Here is a 17,247-nt window from a genome sequence, read left to right as displayed (position 1 = left end):
TATCAGCATTATGGGTGTTATCAGAAAAAGAGAGGATGGTATTGATCATGAATATTAAAATGGATAAGATCGAAGAATTATTGTCAACCTTAAAGAAAAAAGAAGATGAGAAGCAGAAGAATACAGTCCTCTGGGTACTGGCGATCATTGGAGCTGTAGCAGCTATCGCAGGTATTGCTTTTGCAGTATATCGTTTCTTTGCACCGGATTACCTGGAAGATTTTGAAGAAGATTTCGATGATGATTTCGATGATTATTTTGAGGATGAAGAAGAGTAAATAAGACAAACTGAAAAAGCTGTTGCATTAAACCATTTTCTACTGCTTAATGCAACAGTTTTTTTATGTACCAGGAAATTACTTTGTAATGTTCCTATTACATAAAAACTCCGTCTGCAACAGGAGATTCTTTTGTAATGTACCTGTGCGATCGTAAAGACATTGTGAGAGGTAGACTATTATGAAAAAAGGTGAAATATATCAGGGAGTTATTGAAAAAATTGATTTTCCCAATAAAGGGATCGTGAATATCGATGGTGAAAAGGTAATTGTAAAAAACGGGATCCCAGGGCAGAAAGTTCGCTTTATGATCAATAAGAAGCGTTCTGGAAGAGCTGAAGGACGATTGCTTGAGGTATTGGAAAAGTCCCCATTGGAAACAAGAGATCCGGTATGTCCTGTTTTTCCCCAGTGTGGCGGCTGCATGTACCAGACTATGTCCTATGAGGAACAGCTGAAAATGAAAGAAACCCAAGTGAAAGAGCTTCTCACCCAGGCAGCAGGAGAAGATATCCACTGGGAAGGGATACATGGAAGTCCAAGAGAATTTGAATACAGAAATAAAATGGAATTTTCATTTGGGGATGAATATAAGGACGGACCTCTTTCCCTTGGCCTTCATAAAAAAGGCAGTACCTACGATATACTGACAGCAGATCACTGCAGGCTGGTACATCCGGATATGAACAAGATCCTCCGGTGCGTGCTGGATTTCTTCACAGAATTGGGAGCTGTGCATTATCGCAAAATGCAGCATACCGGTTATCTGCGCCATCTACTACTTCGCAGAGGCGTAACAACAGGAGAGATTCTGGTGCATGTGATCACAACCAGCCAGGCAGAATATGATTATGCTCCGCTAGTGACAAGACTTCTGGCACTTCCGCTGGAAGGCAGGATCGTAGGAATCATGCATATTATCAATGATTCTCTTTCAGATGTGGTTCAAAGTGATGAAACCAGGCTTTTGTACGGACAGGATTACTTCTACGAAACTCTTTTGGGACTTCGGTTTAAAATCAGCCCGTTTTCCTTTTTTCAGCCCAATTCTCTGGCAGCGGAAGTGCTGTATTCCATTGTGCGGGAATATATTGGGGAAACTAAAGAAAAAGTAGTCTTCGATCTTTACAGTGGAACCGGAACTATTGCCCAGCTGCTTGCACCGGTAGCAAAAGAGGTGATTGGTGTGGAGATCGTGGAAGAGGCTGTGGAAGCTGCCAGAGAAAATGCAGCCTTTAATGGTCTGGAAAACTGTCATTTTATTGCCGGGGATGTGCTGAAGGTTCTGGATGATCTGACTGAAAAGCCGGATGTGATCGTGCTGGATCCCCCACGTGATGGGATCCATCCAAAGGCATTGCCCAAGATTCTGGACTATCAGGTCGACAAGATCATTTACATTTCCTGCAAGCCCACCAGCCTGGCAAGAGACCTGCCTGCATTCATTGATGCTGGATACCAGATCCAAAAGACCTGCAGCGTGGACCAGTTTTGTTCCACTGTTCATGTGGAGACGGTTGTTCTTTTGTCCCAACAAAAACCAGATGACACGATAGAGATCGACTTAGACCTGGACGAGCTGGATGCCACCAGTGCCGAGTTGAAAGCGACCTATCAGGAAATCAAAGATTATGTGCTGAAAGAATTTGGCTTGAAGGTTTCAAGTTTATATATTTCTCAGGTAAAACGCAAATGTGGAATTGAAGTGGGAGAAAACTATAATCTTCCAAAATCAGAAAATGCAAGAGTTCCACAATGCCCGAAAGAGAAGGAAGAAGCTATCAAGGCTGCCCTGAAATATTTTGCGATGATCTAAGGATATCGTTGATTTCAAGGAGGAATAACACATGAAAAGCACATTTGAAAAAATAGGTGGAACCTACACACTGGGAGTAGACGGAATTTACTATCCGAATCTTGTCAGTACAGATGAAGAACCGCATTATGGGAAATATGGAATAATGCGGAAAACGTATCTGAAAGAGCATCGTCCGGCAATGTATTCTCTGTATATGTTGGAAGACAGATTGACAGAACATCTGAATCTTGTCGACGATGAAGCGCAGGAGAGGATGGGTATTCTGGTGCGTCAGATGATGGAGAAGCAAGGTGTTACGGAAGAATTGAAAGCTCGTGATCAGATGGAATGGGTCAGGGCGGAAAATAATATCCGGAATGCTGCAGAAGAGATTGTGTGTAATGAACTAATTTATAGGTAATAACGGTGAAGGAGACTGTCACATAACGATAGTCTCTTTTTCTATTTTTATGAAAAATATTTTTGTATAACGAGAAAATGATGGTTTGGGACAAAAAACAAGCAAATATGTCCACTTCTATTGACTTAAATATAACAAATGTTATATATTATGTAGTATAATAATAGGAGGAGTGTATGTTTGCGAACCAGGTTAAAAATGTAAGAACACAATTAGAAATGAGTCAGAAAAAATTAGCGAATGCTTTGGGTGTAAGTTTTGCTACCATTAATAGGTGGGAAAATTCAAGAAATGAACCGAGTCAACTAGCTAAAAATTCTTTCTATGAATTTTGTGAAAGCAATTTTATTGATGTTAATGAATTGAAAAAGCTATGACGATTTTCTTGTTTATTTATAAAACTCGATTGGAGGATGTAAAATGGCCAGAGCAGATTTACTATGTGAATTAATTAAGGCAGGATTGCGAAAAGATGATATGACTTTCCGGAGAGCAACGCAGGCAATTTGTGCCGAAGAACGAACAAAACAACATGAGATATTAGCGAATAAAATAGAGCAGCTTCTAAAGGAAAACCCAGAACAGACAACTTATACGTCGAGAAATCCGAGTATGCATACTATAAATAGTATTAATAGTATTCCAAAGCATTTGTTTGAAGAAAAAATGCCAGAAAAAAGATTAGAGCAATTATTACTTCCGGATAATGTTGTTGAAACATGTAGAGCAATTATTGAAGAACAGATAAGAGCAGATTTGCTTAGATCTTATGGGTTGGAACCAAGAAATAAAATTTTGCTTATAGGTCCACCAGGAAATGGCAAGACATCCTTAGCGGAGGCAATTGCGGAAGCTCTTATGGTGCCACTTATTACGGTAAGATATGATACAATTATTGGAGCATATTTGGGGGAAACAGCCTCAAGGCTTTCAAAACTATTTGAATATGCTAGTACGAGGCAATGTGTGTTGTTTTTTGATGAGTTTGATACAATTGGAAAAGAACGAGGAGATCAACATGAGACAGGTGAAATAAAAAGAGTCGTTAGCTCGCTTCTTTTACAAATCGATTCATTGCCAAGTTATGTTGTTGCAATAGCAGCAACTAATCATGATGCTTTATTAGACCAAGCTGTTTGGAGAAGGTTCCAAATGAAATTGGAATTACCAAAACCGACACGAGCCAATCTAGAAAAGTGGTTTGTGTTATTTGAAAAACGTATGAACTTTTCCTTTGGACTTGCACCAAGTACCTTGGCAAAAAAATTATATGGAAAAAGCTATGCGGAGGCGGAGGAGTTTGCATTCTCTGTTTTTCGTCAATATATTTTGAATGGACCAAGTGTTAAAACAAAAAATATTACCAATACGCAACTTCGCCTTTGTGGATATCAGACGGAAGAAAAATAAGGAGGGATAAGTAATGCCAGAAAGACCATTAGTGTTGTTTGCAGCTCCAACGGTTGCTGATAAGGAAAGAAGATATGGTGGTGCACCCAAATATTATTTTCCATCACATTCACGACAGGTATCAAGACTAACACCTCAGTTTAACGTGCTACAGAATACAATGAATAGTGGAAGTATATATTTTACTAATTATGCTACAGGCGTTGATCCAGAATATACATTAGTATTTGAGACAGTAGGAGATCCACATGATTTTTACAAAGCGGTTGATAAATTAAAAGAGACCTACCCGACCGTTGAATGGTTAATGGAGTTATCGGATTCTAATTTGGATAATTCTGATGATTTTTATGTTATGAATAGTCAGTCAGTTCGTGATGATTCAAAAAAACTAACGACAAAATTATTTTGTATCATGACGAATCAAGTGGCATTGAGTGAAATCATATCGTTGTGGAAGCATTATCAAACTGATGAAAATTTTAAGTTTCCTAGAGGAATGACTGGTTTCAAGCAATTGTTCAGAACATTGTATGATGTGCATAAATGGGGAATTCAGGAAAGGTTAGAGGATACGGGACTAACAGAAATATGGAAAGAAGAATTGCAAGATGCATCGCTGGAAAAGGTAAAGGTTCAGATTGAATTATTTTTTCGTTCATCAATTTCAAAGCGTCAAGAAGTAGAAGATAATATTAAAAATATTGTTATTCAAGTGGGAGGAGAAATTTTTAGTTGTTCGGTCATACCAGAGATTGAGTATCATGCCATTTTAGCTGCTGTTCCTCGTGAATATGCTCAAAAAATTATAGATAGAGAAGAAGTGGCACTTGTAATAGCTGAACCAATTATGTTCTTAAAACCATGTGTTCAAGCAATATTTTCAAGTGATAATAATAACTTTTCGGATTCAAATAGTTTTAGTGTTCCAACCAATGTAATTGAGGATCCTATCATTGCTATGTTTGATGGCGCGCCTCAAGCCAACCATCCTCTGCTAAAAGGAATGTTGACGGTCGATGATCCAGATGGATTTGAAAGTTTTTATGAGGTACGTGAGCGTGTTCACGGGACTTCTATGGCATCACTTATATTGAGAGGACAGGATATGTCTACTATTGAGGAAAAAATAAGAAAAGTATATGTTCGTCCTATTATGAAACCGGAAACTTGGAATAATAAAGTTATGGAATATATTCCAGACGATTTTTTATTAGTAGATAAAATCCATGAAGCTGTTCGTAGATTATTCGAACCAGAAGCTGGACAAGTGGCTTCGAATGTTCGAATTATTAATTTATCAATTGGGATACGGTATAGAGAATTTTACAATATTATTAGTCCTTTGGCACGATTATTGGATTGGTTGAGTTATAAATATAGAGTTTTATTTATAGTGAGTGCTGGGAATCATCCAGACGAAATTGAGACAGGGATTGATTTTAATAATTTTAAAAATTTAAGTGATGAAGAAAAAGATTCAATAATTATTAAATTCATAGATCAGGATATTCGTAATAAGCGTTTGTTATCTCCGGCAGAAAGTATGAATGATTTGACGGTAGGAGCAATATTTGCTGATAATAATGATGAAAATCCAATTGGTTCTTTAGCAAAGTTGTGTTCTGATAATATACCTGCTGTTTATAGTTCATTTGGAAGTGGAATTAATAATGCAATTAAACCTGATATTTTCTTCCCGGGAGGAAGAAATTTTGTCCATGAAGATTATATGCATAGAGGTATGGTTAAATGGAGGGAAAGTTCAACAAGGGCACCTGGCATTTCTTCAGCAGCACCAGGATTAACGATGGGAGCAATTGTAAACAAAGCGTTTTCTTTTGGAACAAGTGATGCGACCGCACTTGTTACTAATAAAGCTCAGGAATGTTATGCTGTGCTGGATGAGATTTTCATGAAAGAGACAGGAATGGGAGTTCCTAATGAATATGTTGCTGTGTTAATAAAGGCAATGCTTGCCCATGGAGCATCTTGGAATGGCTGGGATAAAATGTTTCAGGGTGTCTTAAATATATCTGGTACTAATGCAAAGAATGCATTACATAGATATTTGGGATATGGAGAACCCGATGTTGATAAAGTTAAGGAATGCACAAAAGAGCAGGTAACCTTGATTGGATTTGGAGATATTGCCCAAGATAAAGCATTTATTTATTCAATACCTATACCTATTGAGTTTCACGAGAAAAGATTAAAAAGAAAATTGACAGTAACTCTTGCATATTTATCTCCTATACATCCTTCATCCATTAAATACAGAGAGAAACAAGTTTGGATGACAATAAATAATGGAAATAGTTTAATTGGTTCTAGAGTGGAATATGATTATCATGCTGTACAGAGAGGTACTCTTCAACATGAAATATTTGAAAATAATAGTATAGAGGTATGGGACATTGATGAGTCTATTGAATTAAAAATAAATTGTCGAGGATGTGCATCGGAGAATAACCCTGAAATGCTAATACCATACGCACTATTTGCAACATTTGAAATGGCACCAGATTGTGGAGTTGAGGTATATCAAAAAGTTGTTACTAAAGTTCAGACCAAGAATGCGATTAAAACTATGTAAGAGTATTTTTGAAGGTTTTTTTGGCAGAAATAGTATTGAGGAGAGAAAGAAAATTCTAATAATTAGTACAATAATAGCTTTTCAGTATATGATTATGAATAATGGTGTAGAAGAAATTATGTATACTAAAGTAATTTGAAAAATAGTGAAAGTTGAATAGACCTAAGATCTATTCAACTTTCATTACGTTATTGAAAGATATCTTTCTATAAAGAATCCAGTTTTTGGGTTATATCTCTAAATTATGCGATTTTTTCTTAGTTCGAGCAGGCTGATTTCGCCGCATTTCCTGTTCTCTCTGATATTTAAGTTCCCATGAACGATGGGAGAAAACATCAGGATCCTCCACATTGAGATAATCCACCTCATTGGCTGCAATATCACGGCGGTGATAGTCATAATACTTACCAAAAGTACCTTTGAGCTGCTCGATCAGCTTATCCCGGAAATCAGGACGTATCTGGATTCTGGTGTCCAGCAATTCTGTATACTGTTCAGGTTCAGGACGAAATTTTTCTTCCCGGAAAGCGGCGGCGTCTTTTTCAAGCTGTTTTTGGAGCGAGATGTCCTGAGAATCCAGGATATCAAGATTGTTATTCATCTGGTCATATTTCTTGGATAGATTTGTCATATCTTTATCGGTAGAGCATTGTGCCTGGAAGATTAGCTGCTCTTTCCTTGATTTCAGTTCTTCAATTTCTTCGGTAACAGTGGTAAGCTGCTGATTCAATTTTATATGCTGAATGGGATTCAAAATACTGGTTTTCTCTTTTTTTACATTCAGCTCTTTCCGTTCTGTAACTTTAGCTTTGAGTTTCTTTTTAACGGTGTTGTATTTATTCAGTATTGGATTAAAATGATTCATCCAGTCATGGATCACTTCTTTTTGCATCTCATTGTGGAGCAAATGATATTGTGTAAAAATCATGTGACTTCGGATTGCTTCCAATGTTTCTGCAATTATCGGAACAGATTTTTCTACAGCTTCAGCCAGTTTTGCTACATTTGCTTTTAATTCTTGGAGCATTTTGTTATCCGCACGAATCTGTCGGTTGATTTCACAGCGGTCTGCTATTATGCCTTTCTTTTCCATATTCTGGGCAATGTAGCCTTCATGGATGGTTGGCTGTTCGGTGATTCCCTGATCTGCAAAGCTGCGGTGATCAATGGTAGCATTTATCTGATTACGTGCAAGCATTTTATTTACGGCATCTGCCCAGTTTGCCCGCCAGATGCAAAGTTGTTCATCACTGTTCCATTGTTCGGAAATAGGATTCTGTCTGCCATATCGGCTGCTCTTGGGGTGTTTATCAATCCGTTCATATCCTTTTTCCTGTGCGGCAGAGGAAGTCAGATATTCTTTCTTTTTTCCAACTTTATAGCGATATTGCTTTTCCCATCCCTGTTTCTGAGCAGTTTTAAATTCAGAAGCAGTAAATCCTTTTTCTTCTCCATCTTTGATACAGAGATATTCTTTTTCTGTTTTATACTGCCATGTTCCATTTTCATTTAGTGGTCGGACAGTAAGAAGAATGTGTGCATGGGGATTGTGACCATCTGTATCGTGAATGGCAAAATCAGCACACATTCCCATATCTACAAAATTCTTTTTAATAAAATCCTGAAGAAGAGAAATATTGCTGTCTTTATCCAACTCAACAGGGAGTGCGACAACAAATTCTCTTGCCAGTCGGCTGTCTTTGGTCTTTTCGGTTTCTTCCACAGCATTCCAGAGTTGTTCCCGGTCAATCCATTTGGATGGAGCCATTGGAGGAAGCATCACTTCCTGATAGATCAGACCCTGCTTTCTGGTATAGTCATGCTGAATGCCATCGTAATCATTGTACATGCGGCTACAGCTCATATAAGCAGAAGCAGCAACAGCAGACCGACCGGAACCACGGCTGACGACTTTGGCTTGCATATGATAAATTGCCATATCTGGCACCTCCTTTCGATGTTGCCTGCAGCAGTGGATAAAGCCCTCGGCAGAGCGCACGAGCCCCGAAGGGGATACCACTGCCTGATTTATCAGGTGGTGAGTAAGTGCGCCCTTCGGGAGTAGAACTTGTGCGTTTACATTCCCCGTAGCCGGATCATCAGCTCCCGTTTCAGGGAATCTAAATCCATTTCTTTAATATGGGGAACAATACTTTCCAGAATGGCTCCTTCCTGGACTAATCGGTGTGTTCTGGCATCACGTTCTTTTTTGCGATTTCTTGCTTCGGCTTCTTCCTGGCGGTGTCTTGCCTGTAAAAGTGCTTTTTCTTCCGGTGTCATGATTCTTTTATCTGCCATATCTGGCACCTCCTTTTTATGCCCGTATCCGGGCAGTTTTGGTTTTAAAATCTTTTGGTTTGGTACTATGGTTTTAGATAACTGACAGTGGCATATTTCTGGTAATAAATGAGGAAAGAAAGTAGTACCACTGTCAGTGAAAAGTAATCATTGTGTTATACTTCTTCGAGTCAATTCTGGTTCGGAGCATGATTGTTCAACAGGATTTTTTTCGCCTGTTTTAAATTAGCTGTTGCATTGTCCTGACGAATATTCCGGTTATTGATACGGACAGGAATACATCTCTCCAGAATACGGTCATAAATTCGTTTGTGTGCGATATCAGCGGCGTTATTCAGCTCGGATAAAGTGAGATTGGTCGTTATGATCAGAGGCTTTTTACTGCGGTAACGACTGTCGATCACATTGAATACCTGTTCCAGTGCAAAGTCAGAGTTCCGCTCAATTCCGAGATCATCAATAATCAGAAGACTGTAGCGGTTTAAGCTGTTGATGAACTGGTTTCTGTCTTCAAAATGCATTCCGGTAAGGGTATTCAGAATCCGGGAAAAGTTGGTCATCAGTACAGGAACGCCTTTTTCCAGAAGGGCATTGGCAATGCAGCCTGCAAAAAAAGATTTTCCAGTACCGACATCACCCCAGATGAGAAGTCCGGAAGCGTTTGCTTTCATCTCTTCCCAGTTGCTTACATAATTGTGTGCCAGTTTTATTTCCGGATTGATGCCGTTATCCCTGGCAAAAGTGTAGTCATAGAGTGCTTTGTCCTGTAAGCCGCTGGTTTTAAGATGCTCTATTTCCATTTGTTTTTCATGAAGTTTTCTCTGGGCCTCTTCCTGCTCAAAGATTTCCTGCTGGCATTTACAGCGGATGGAAGGAATAAGAACCTTTCCCTGTAATTCATGCCGGCATTGTCTTGGCGTATTGCATTTGGAACAGTAGATCAGGTGGTCTGTTTCGTTAAAATATTCATCAGGCTGAAGTTCTCTGTTTGGTGTTATAGCATTTTCTTTTTCTGTAAATCTTGTCATAGTGTTTCGTATTCCTCACTTTCGTAATTCCTTTGCCGGGAAGCAGGATGATCCTGTCTTGCCCAACTGATGATGGTAGCTGCATGGTTCTGATATTGCTTTCCGGTAGAAGCCATATAACCGGATAAGCGTTCAATATAATCCTGCCAGTCAGGGATTGTCTGCCGGATATCTTCAAGCTCTTTTTCTGACAGAAAAACATTTTGAAATTTTCCATAGGGTGAGAGTGGATCCTTACTCCCTCTTTTTTCTAAATTGTTCTTTTTTATCTCTTTCTTATTACCAGACAGTTTTCTGTCTGTATCAGGGAAAGAATCCTGTCTGTCAATAGGACAGTTTTCTGTCTGTCTTAGGGAAAGAAATCTGTCTGTATAGTGGATGGTTTCTTTTGGGAGTTTTACATAAATCCGATTAGGCTGTCCGGGTCCCTGCCGTTTTCGGAAGATAAGCTCCTGTTTTTCCAGTACTGCCAGAGCAGTTTTAACAGTCATCTGGCTTTTGTGGAGAACTTCTGCCAGTGCTTCAATCGTAAAGTAAATGAACACATGACCATCTGTATCTGACCAGCCCTCATTTTTCTGGGAAAGCCTTGCCCGGTCGAGCAGGATAATATAAAGCATTTTGGCAGTTTCGTTTATTTCCATGTCCAGAAGGAAACGGGGAAACATCATATAAGATGGCAGGTTGGTGTCTGCTGTCAGAAAGTCAGTCATGTGTTCACCTCCAATCAAAAGGGTTTATTCTCCAAGAAAATCCCAGTCTACATCACTATCTGGCTGTGAATTTTCAGGTGCTGGAAAGGACGCCCTGATTTGGGGCTCCCTTTGCACCATGCCTGCAGTCAGTCCGGAAAGAAAAAGTGGCAATGCCTGTTTCAGACTGTTTTCCACTGCATCTACAATCTGTTTCACAAAAAGTTCTTCCCGTTCTCTTGTTTCCAGATAAGGATCAGCCTGTGTGCGATAGTAGCGGTCAAAATAATCTACCAGTGCAAGAGAGATTACCTGACTGTAAGATTTAAAATCCTGCCTGTCCATCGTCTGTAAATATTCCCAGGCTCTCCGCTGCTGTTCTTTGTCCAGATTAAAGCGCAGGTTTGTGTTGCGGATATTGTTCTGCATAGTTTATCCCCTCCTTTTCAGGCTCATATAAGCCAGAGATTCGTAACCTTTGGCAGTGGCGCAGATGTCATCAATGATGGTGACTCGTGATTTGTCATACGTTCCGAAGTTACGGATCAGGCATCCACCGCCGCCAACCACATACAGGCGCATCAGGTCAGGATTGTATTCATATTTGCGGAGCGTGGAAAAAAGTTCTGCCACATACTGTCTGGCAATAGAACTGATACAATCCAGATATGGTGCTGAAATGTCAGCTGTTCCAAACCGCAGAATCTGTTCTACTGTGGATTCTTCAATTTTCACTCCGAATTTGTCCAGAACAGCGTTCTTTGCGGCAATCATGCACTGGTTTACACCAAGTTTTTCTGTCCAGCATCGGCTCTCCTGCGCTTTCTTATTGTTGACATACAGAATGTTCATGGTTCCGTTTCCGATATCTGCAAGGAGATTGGTTCCCTTGAAATTTCCTAGTTGGTTTACGATAGCCGGATACCCCTGTGGGTAAAGGCTGCATCCCACAAAGCGGAGATGATACTCTTTGCCGTTAAAAAGGTAATGGACTTCTGGATTCTGGAGCAGATAGGAACGAAAAGCTTCTCTTTGATTTCTGATCCATGTGAGAGGAAGTCCGGCAGCCAGATGAACATCTGCTTCACGGATGGAAAAGACATTCAGTTCCCTTGCAATAGCCATTAGTGTCAGAAGATAATATTCTTCGTCCATAGCTTTATCCGGGATAAATTCTTTGTGTCCTTCGCCGATCCGGTAGTAAATGCCGTTGTATTCCAAAATATTCCCGGTGAAGATCGGTTCAGTTTCATAGGCTTTGATGCCGGTTGGGGTGACGGTGTTTGCTGTTTTCATATTGCCGTAGCCATGATCTACAGCAATGATTTTTGTGTTTCTGAGTTCTCGCATAAAAAATACCTCCGTTTTCGTATTGATTGATTCAGCAGGTCGTACCGGTGTGGTACTGCTCTGCTGTGGGATAAGCATACGAAAATCGGAGGAAAAAGGCATTGAGGGGAAATTGAGCTGGAATTGAGAAAAAATAAACTTTTTATTGATAAATAAGTTTAGATACTAACTCTTTTGTCGTTTTGGTTGTTAATTATATTAAAAGTAGAAATATTTTGATAATGAAAGTGTGGGAGAGAAAATGAACAAAAGAAGATACAGCAATCGTAGAAGAAAGAATATTTTACGAGTATTCATTCTTTTAATGACTATCATAATAACCGTTGTAATGTGGAGAACAATAAAAATCGATGTGCAGGTTGGAGAATTAACATTACCGAAAATTTTGCAGTCAGAAAAGTCCTTTGCAGACACTTCGGGTGAATGGAATCTTATTTTGGTCGATCGAAATCATTATATTCCAAATAATTATCAAGTAGAATTGACAGAATTATCGAATGGTAAAAAAGTAGATTCACGGATTTATCCAGAATTACAACAAATGTTTAATGATGCAAGAGCTGAGGGGCTGGCACTGTTTGTTAGAGAAGGATATCGAACAACAGAAGAACAACAAAAAATTATGGACGAGAAAATCAATGAATATGAAAAACAAGGATATTCTGCGAAAGAAGCAAAAAAAAGAGCCGAGAAATATGTTGCAATTCCCGATACAAGCGAACACCAATTAGGACTGAGTGTTGATATTAATGCGGATACCGACAAATGTTCTTCTGAAAAAGTATATCAATGGTTAGACGAAAATGCATATAAATATGGGTTTGTAAAACGTTACCCAGAAGATAAAACGGATATAACAGGAATTAGTAATGAACCATGGCATTACCGTTATGTTGGAACGACTGTCGCTAAAATAATGAAAGAAGAAAATTTATGTTTGGAAGAATATTTAGAAAAATATAAATAAAAACAAAAGAAAATCCTAACTTTTTTTATAGTAGGATTGTTATATTATTTAGAAAACAGAGGGAGGCAAATTTGCGAATGGAATACAAAACTGATTCTTTGTTAGTACATCTAGCAAGAGCAGGAGATGAAGATGCGTGTGAAAAACTGGTCAAAAAATATTACTCAAGTATATATCAATATTGTTTGCTACATATCAATGATCCCTATGAGGCAGAGGATTTGACACAAGAAGTGTTTACACGTTTCTTTTCCAATTTATATAGATATAAAGAATATGGAAAAGTTAAGAATTATCTTTATACAATTGCCGGAAATACCGTTAAAAATTATTACAAAAAGAAAAAAGATATTCCATCAGAGGAACTGCTAAAATCAGAGGACTGTAGTAAAAATCATGTAGAAGAGCTAGGAGTCCGATTAACTATTGAACAGGCAGTGAGAAAGTTACCGGAAGAAATTAGAGAAACGGCAGTTTTATATTTTTTTCAGGAATTGAAGCAAAGAGAAATTGCAGAATTACTTCATATCAAACTTTCTCTTGTAAAATATCGAATCGGAAGAGCAAAAGAACTTTTAATGAAAGAGTTGGAGGTGAAAAAAGATGAAGAATTATAAGCAACAAATAAAGGAATATAAAGAGGAGATTGAAGAAAAGTATGTAAGGGCTGAAGCAGAGAACAAAACAGTAAAAGCATGTCAGAATATTTTGTCAGAGTCGGTTTTATCGAAACAATCGCATAGAACATCTTATTTTGAATTTTTGTATGAGCAGACAAAATTCATAAAAAAAAGATGGTGGATTTTACAAGGTTGTGTTCTTATGTGTCTATGGATATGGTTGAGTAATTATACGTCAGACATAAAAGATATGATGAGGATTATGGGAATATCTGCCACAATATTTGTGGTTCTGATTATCCCGGAAATTTGGAAAAACAGAAGAAATGGTGCGATTGAGATTGAGCAGGCGTCTTATTACACACTGCGTCAGATTTGTACAGCAAGAATGTTAATGTTTGGAGTAGTGGATCTGGTGATCGTTATGGTGTTTTTGGCAATTACATATCAAACAACAATACTCTCGTTAAGTGATTTGGTGGTTAATTTTTTGCTTCCGGTAAATGTTTCATGTTGTATATGTTTTCGTGTATTGTACAGCAGATGGGAAAAATCAGAATATATAGCAGTGCTTTCTTGTCTGGTATGGGTTGGTTTATGGATGATGATTGTTGCAAATGATGTTATTTATCAGAAAATTGTAACTCCGGTATGGGTGGTTATGCTGATATTGACTTTTGTATATTTTATTTTTTGTGTTCAGAAGTCATTGCTATTTGATGAAAAAATTTTGGAGGATTACACGTATGAAATTAGAATTTAAAAATGTAACAAAACAATACGGAGAAGTAAATGCTGTTAATAAAGTGAATTGTGTTATGGAAAAAGGAATTTATGGACTGCTTGGAGTAAATGGAGCAGGAAAGACCACATTAATGCGTATGCTTTGTACGATTGTTCAACCATCAGAAGGACAAATATTATGGAATGGTAAAGATATATGGAAACTAGGAGGTGAATACCGAGAAGTTCTGGGATATTTACCACAGGATTTTGGATATTATCCAGATTTGACCGTATATGATTACATGATGTACATTTCTTCTATAAAAGGGTTAAAAATACCGTTTGCCAGAAAAAAAGTGAAGCAATTGTTAAATCAAGTAGGAATGGAAAAATCCAGTAAAAGAAAAATGAAGAATTTGTCTGGAGGAATGGTTAGACGTGTAGGAATAGCACAGGCGATGTTAAACGATCCGCAAATTCTTGTCCTGGACGAACCTACCGCTGGATTAGACCCGAATGAAAGAATACGTTTTCGTAATTTAATTAGTGAATTGTCGGAAGAACGTTTGGTGCTCTTGTCTACACATATTGTATCGGATATTGAGTACATTGCGAATAATATTATGTTAATGAAAGATGGAGAACTTTTTTATGCAGGTACCGCGGAAGAATTAGTATCTTCTATGAAAGAAAAGGTATGGCAATGTAATGTTTCGAGAAGTATGATAGACAAATATATGAGTGAATATTTGGTTGGAAATATAAAAACAACAAAAACCGGAGCAGAGCTTAGAATTATTTCAATAGAAAAGCCAACAGAAGATGCTGTGGCTGTAGAAAAAAATCTGGAAGATGCATTTCTATTTTATTTTGGAGAAAAATCGGAGGAAAAACAAGATGCTTAAATTAGAATTAAAACGAATTTTTTCAAAGAAAATTAATGTATTTGCAATCGGATTGGCATTGATACTTGCTGTCATTTTTAGCGGATTTGCAGTTACAAGTAATCGCTATGTGGATGAGAATGGAAATGCTAGTACTGGAATTATGGCAACAAGAAAACTTACAGATAACAGACGAGCATGGAAAGGTACATTGACAGAAGATGAACTTGGAAAAGTTATAGAACAAAATAAAAATGCGATGACACAATCCTCAGAAGAAAATGCGATTTACGGAACGACATTACAACCGATAGATGATATTAGGGGTTTTATAATATCGGTATTAACACCGGATGCAGAATATGATGAAAGTGTTCTGAATCAAATTACAGAGGAAAATGTGCAAGAGTTCTATGACACTTATCATAAAAATATGGAAAAGATGGCAGAAGAATATGGAAAGACTTCTGTACAGAAAAAATACTTGGAAAAGAAATATAATGAAATAAAATTACCAGTAGAATACGAATCTTATAGTTCATGGGATACTATGATTATGTATGTAGAAACGTATTCTATTATTCTGGCAATCATAGTTGGTTTTATTTGTGCTGGAATATTTGCAGATGATTTTCAGACAAAAGCAGATGCAGTATTTTTCTCTACAAAGTATGGACGTACAAAAGCTGTTAAAACAAAAATACTGGCAGGAATAGCTACGACAGTTATGATTTATTGTATGGGAATTATATTACTTAGTGTGATTTGTTTTGGAATTATGGGAACCAGTGGTATGAATACACCTTATCAAATGTATCAGGCGTATAGTATTTACATTATGTCATATGGACAATACTATTTGTTGACAGTTGTATGTGGATTTATAGCCAGTATGCTGGCGGCTGTAGTGTCTATGTTAGTAGCGGCTAAAATGCATACAATTAGTGTCGCTGTTTGCATTCCGTTCTTTTTATATTGCTTATTGCCATTTATAGGACGGGCACTTTCTGGGTATACAACGCTTTTCAATTTGATACCAACAATTTTGACAAATGTACAGGCAAGTGTAAAAGTCCCACTTATTTATCAGATTGGGAATTGTGTATTTCGACAAATTCCGCTTGTAATGGTAATGTATACAGTGATGGCAATAGCCTTACTGCCTTTTATTTATAAGAGTTTTCGCAGATACGGAAATAAGTAAAAATTGTATTCATACTCATAAAAAACAAAGTAAGTAAAATATTTTCTGGAAAAATCAAAGCATAATTTAAAGATTTACGGCGGGCAAGTTGCCCGCCGTAAATTATGCTTATTTTGTTAAAAGACCGGATAGATTTTTTCCAATGCAAAATCCAATCTGTGGATATAACTCCTGAATTTCCTGATATTTTGCTTCAATCATTTCTGGTTCATCAGCCCAGATCTTTTCATATATTTTGAAAGCTCTTTTAAAATGTGTTTTGGCTTGCGGAAGATTGGCAGTCATCAGATAAATGGTTCCAAGGGTTTCCTGTACTTTGGCATAATCCAGACAGTCATCGGAATGGTATTCCTTGATGATGCCGGATAATTTTTGTAATTCGGAGATTCCTCTTTCGGGTTCCTGCTGTTTTGTCAGGAACATTGCATAATTGGCAATCTGAGGTATGCTGTCATTTATATGAAGCAGGTTAAATTGGTCAAGCAGTGAGATACTTTTTTCCATGTGTTCTCTTGCAAGATCGGGATGAGCGTTCATGCGGTAAAGTCCACCGAGATTGGCATGAAGGTTGGAAACAAGGCGAGCATTGTCAGCAGTGATAGTTTCTATCTGGGCAAGTGCATCCTTTTCTAGTTTTATTGCTTTTTCAGGTTTGGTTTCAAGAGTTGCCTGAAAATCTAGTAATAATGCCCGGTCAGAGTCGGTTCCAATGTTTTTTGTCTTTAACAGCCCCGTCAGTTCCTGAATGATTCCATTCATACCTTTGTGGTAGTTATAGTTATCCATGTATGGAAATGCATTTTCCAGAAAAAGCAGATACTTTGGTATATCATCCTTTTCAATCAATTCTATGATATTTCCGATTGTTTGAAATAGCTTTTTGTAATAAGCTACTTCCATTCCATGCATTAAACATATTTTCTGTAAAGAATCCAGTAATATGTGACAGCTACTTACAGATGGTTTTGTCTCTGA

The 17,247-nt window shown here is 37.7% G+C and carries 18 protein-coding genes; 11 read left to right on the top strand and 7 right to left on the bottom strand.

The annotated features are described in order from the left end of the window. Positions 1-47: 47 nt before the first annotated feature. The 6 genes from AB5916_RS07105 (at position 48) to AB5916_RS07080 (ending at position 6,503) form a co-directional block, all read left to right on the top strand. Positions 48-278 (top strand): hypothetical protein, encoded by a 231-nt coding sequence (locus AB5916_RS07105; protein ID WP_173727620.1) that lies wholly within the window; start codon positions 48-50, stop codon positions 276-278. A 181-nt stretch (positions 279-459) separates the two neighbouring features. Beyond that, a complete protein-coding gene (gene rlmD / locus AB5916_RS07100; protein ID WP_368189967.1) occupies positions 460-2,094 on the top strand; it encodes a 23S rRNA (uracil(1939)-C(5))-methyltransferase RlmD in 1,635 nt (544 codons plus the stop codon). Positions 2,095-2,125: 31 nt separating this feature from the next. Further along, positions 2,126-2,497, top strand: a complete 372-nt coding sequence (locus AB5916_RS07095; protein WP_173866163.1) for a TnpV protein — start codon at positions 2,126-2,128, stop codon at positions 2,495-2,497. A 176-nt stretch (positions 2,498-2,673) separates the two neighbouring features. Beyond that, the gene (locus AB5916_RS07090) at positions 2,674-2,874 is read left to right on the top strand and encodes a DNA-binding transcriptional regulator (RefSeq protein ID WP_118011948.1); all 201 of its coding nucleotides are present in this window, start codon (positions 2,674-2,676) and stop codon (positions 2,872-2,874) included. A 43-nt stretch (positions 2,875-2,917) separates the two neighbouring features. Next, positions 2,918-3,907: an ATP-binding protein gene (locus AB5916_RS07085; protein ID WP_118011951.1), complete on the top strand. Its 990-nt coding sequence runs from the start codon at positions 2,918-2,920 to the stop codon at positions 3,905-3,907. A gap of 13 nt (positions 3,908-3,920) precedes the next feature. After that, positions 3,921-6,503, top strand: coding sequence for a S8 family peptidase (locus AB5916_RS07080; RefSeq protein WP_368189964.1), 2,583 nt, complete (start codon positions 3,921-3,923; stop codon positions 6,501-6,503). A 229-nt stretch (positions 6,504-6,732) separates the two neighbouring features. Here the strand turns inward: AB5916_RS07080 and mobQ are convergent, their stop codons facing one another. The 6 genes from mobQ to AB5916_RS07050 all read right to left on the bottom strand — a co-directional run bounded on the left by mobQ (position 6,733) and on the right by AB5916_RS07050 (position 11,871). Then, the gene (mobQ, locus tag AB5916_RS07075; RefSeq protein WP_227597492.1) at positions 6,733-8,442 is read right to left on the bottom strand and encodes a MobQ family relaxase; all 1,710 of its coding nucleotides are present in this window, start codon (positions 8,440-8,442) and stop codon (positions 6,733-6,735) included. A gap of 137 nt (positions 8,443-8,579) precedes the next feature. Then, on the bottom strand, positions 8,580-8,801 hold the full coding sequence (locus AB5916_RS07070) for a DUF3847 domain-containing protein (protein WP_005362330.1): 222 nt from the start codon (positions 8,799-8,801) through the stop codon (positions 8,580-8,582). 170 nt (positions 8,802-8,971) lie between these two features. Further along, entirely contained in the window at positions 8,972-9,829 is an 858-nt protein-coding gene (locus AB5916_RS07065; RefSeq protein ID WP_117549571.1) for an ATP-binding protein, read from the bottom strand. Further along, positions 9,826-10,542 (bottom strand): replication initiator protein A, encoded by a 717-nt coding sequence (locus AB5916_RS07060; protein ID WP_101870921.1) that lies wholly within the window; start codon positions 10,540-10,542, stop codon positions 9,826-9,828. The genes AB5916_RS07065 and AB5916_RS07060 overlap by 4 nt, the downstream gene beginning before the upstream one ends. 24 nt (positions 10,543-10,566) lie before the next feature. Beyond that, positions 10,567-10,950 carry an adenylate cyclase gene (locus AB5916_RS07055; protein ID WP_117549567.1) on the bottom strand — a complete coding sequence of 128 codons (384 nt, stop codon included), beginning with the start codon at positions 10,948-10,950 and terminating at the stop codon, positions 10,567-10,569. A gap of 3 nt (positions 10,951-10,953) precedes the next feature. Beyond that, positions 10,954-11,871 (bottom strand): ParM/StbA family protein, encoded by a 918-nt coding sequence (locus AB5916_RS07050; RefSeq protein WP_024853918.1) that lies wholly within the window; start codon positions 11,869-11,871, stop codon positions 10,954-10,956. Between the two features lie 241 nt (positions 11,872-12,112). On the opposite strand from AB5916_RS07050, the gene AB5916_RS07045 reads away from it, so the two are divergent. The 5 genes from AB5916_RS07045 (at position 12,113) to AB5916_RS07025 (ending at position 16,272) form a co-directional block, all read left to right on the top strand. Then, positions 12,113-12,838 (top strand): D-alanyl-D-alanine carboxypeptidase family protein, encoded by a 726-nt coding sequence (locus AB5916_RS07045; RefSeq protein WP_226911820.1) that lies wholly within the window; start codon positions 12,113-12,115, stop codon positions 12,836-12,838. Between the two features lie 77 nt (positions 12,839-12,915). Continuing rightward, complete coding sequence (locus tag AB5916_RS07040) at positions 12,916-13,455, top strand: RNA polymerase sigma factor (RefSeq protein WP_005348545.1); 540 nt, start codon at positions 12,916-12,918, stop codon at positions 13,453-13,455. Next, positions 13,442-14,221: a hypothetical protein gene (locus AB5916_RS07035; RefSeq protein WP_117602491.1), complete on the top strand. Its 780-nt coding sequence runs from the start codon at positions 13,442-13,444 to the stop codon at positions 14,219-14,221. Before AB5916_RS07040 ends, AB5916_RS07035 begins: the two co-directional genes overlap by 14 nt. Next, entirely contained in the window at positions 14,205-15,089 is an 885-nt protein-coding gene (locus AB5916_RS07030; RefSeq protein ID WP_368189960.1) for an ABC transporter ATP-binding protein, read from the top strand. The genes AB5916_RS07035 and AB5916_RS07030 overlap by 17 nt, the downstream gene beginning before the upstream one ends. Continuing rightward, positions 15,082-16,272, top strand: coding sequence for an ABC transporter permease (locus AB5916_RS07025; RefSeq protein WP_028088002.1), 1,191 nt, complete (start codon positions 15,082-15,084; stop codon positions 16,270-16,272). Before AB5916_RS07030 ends, AB5916_RS07025 begins: the two co-directional genes overlap by 8 nt. 108 nt (positions 16,273-16,380) lie before the next feature. Here the strand turns inward: AB5916_RS07025 and AB5916_RS07020 are convergent. Then, a partial coding sequence (locus tag AB5916_RS07020; protein WP_368189958.1) for a tetratricopeptide repeat protein occupies positions 16,381-17,247 on the bottom strand: 867 nt, incomplete at its 5' end.

The sequence above is a fragment of the Blautia sp. 1033sp1_1033st1_G9_1033SCRN_220408 genome (assembly GCF_040929965.1).
GTDB classification, from domain to species: domain Bacteria; phylum Bacillota; class Clostridia; order Lachnospirales; family Lachnospiraceae; genus Blautia_A; species Blautia_A ammoniilytica.
Note: the sequence above shows the minus strand (reverse complement) of the source record. Positions and strands in the feature narration are given on the sequence as shown.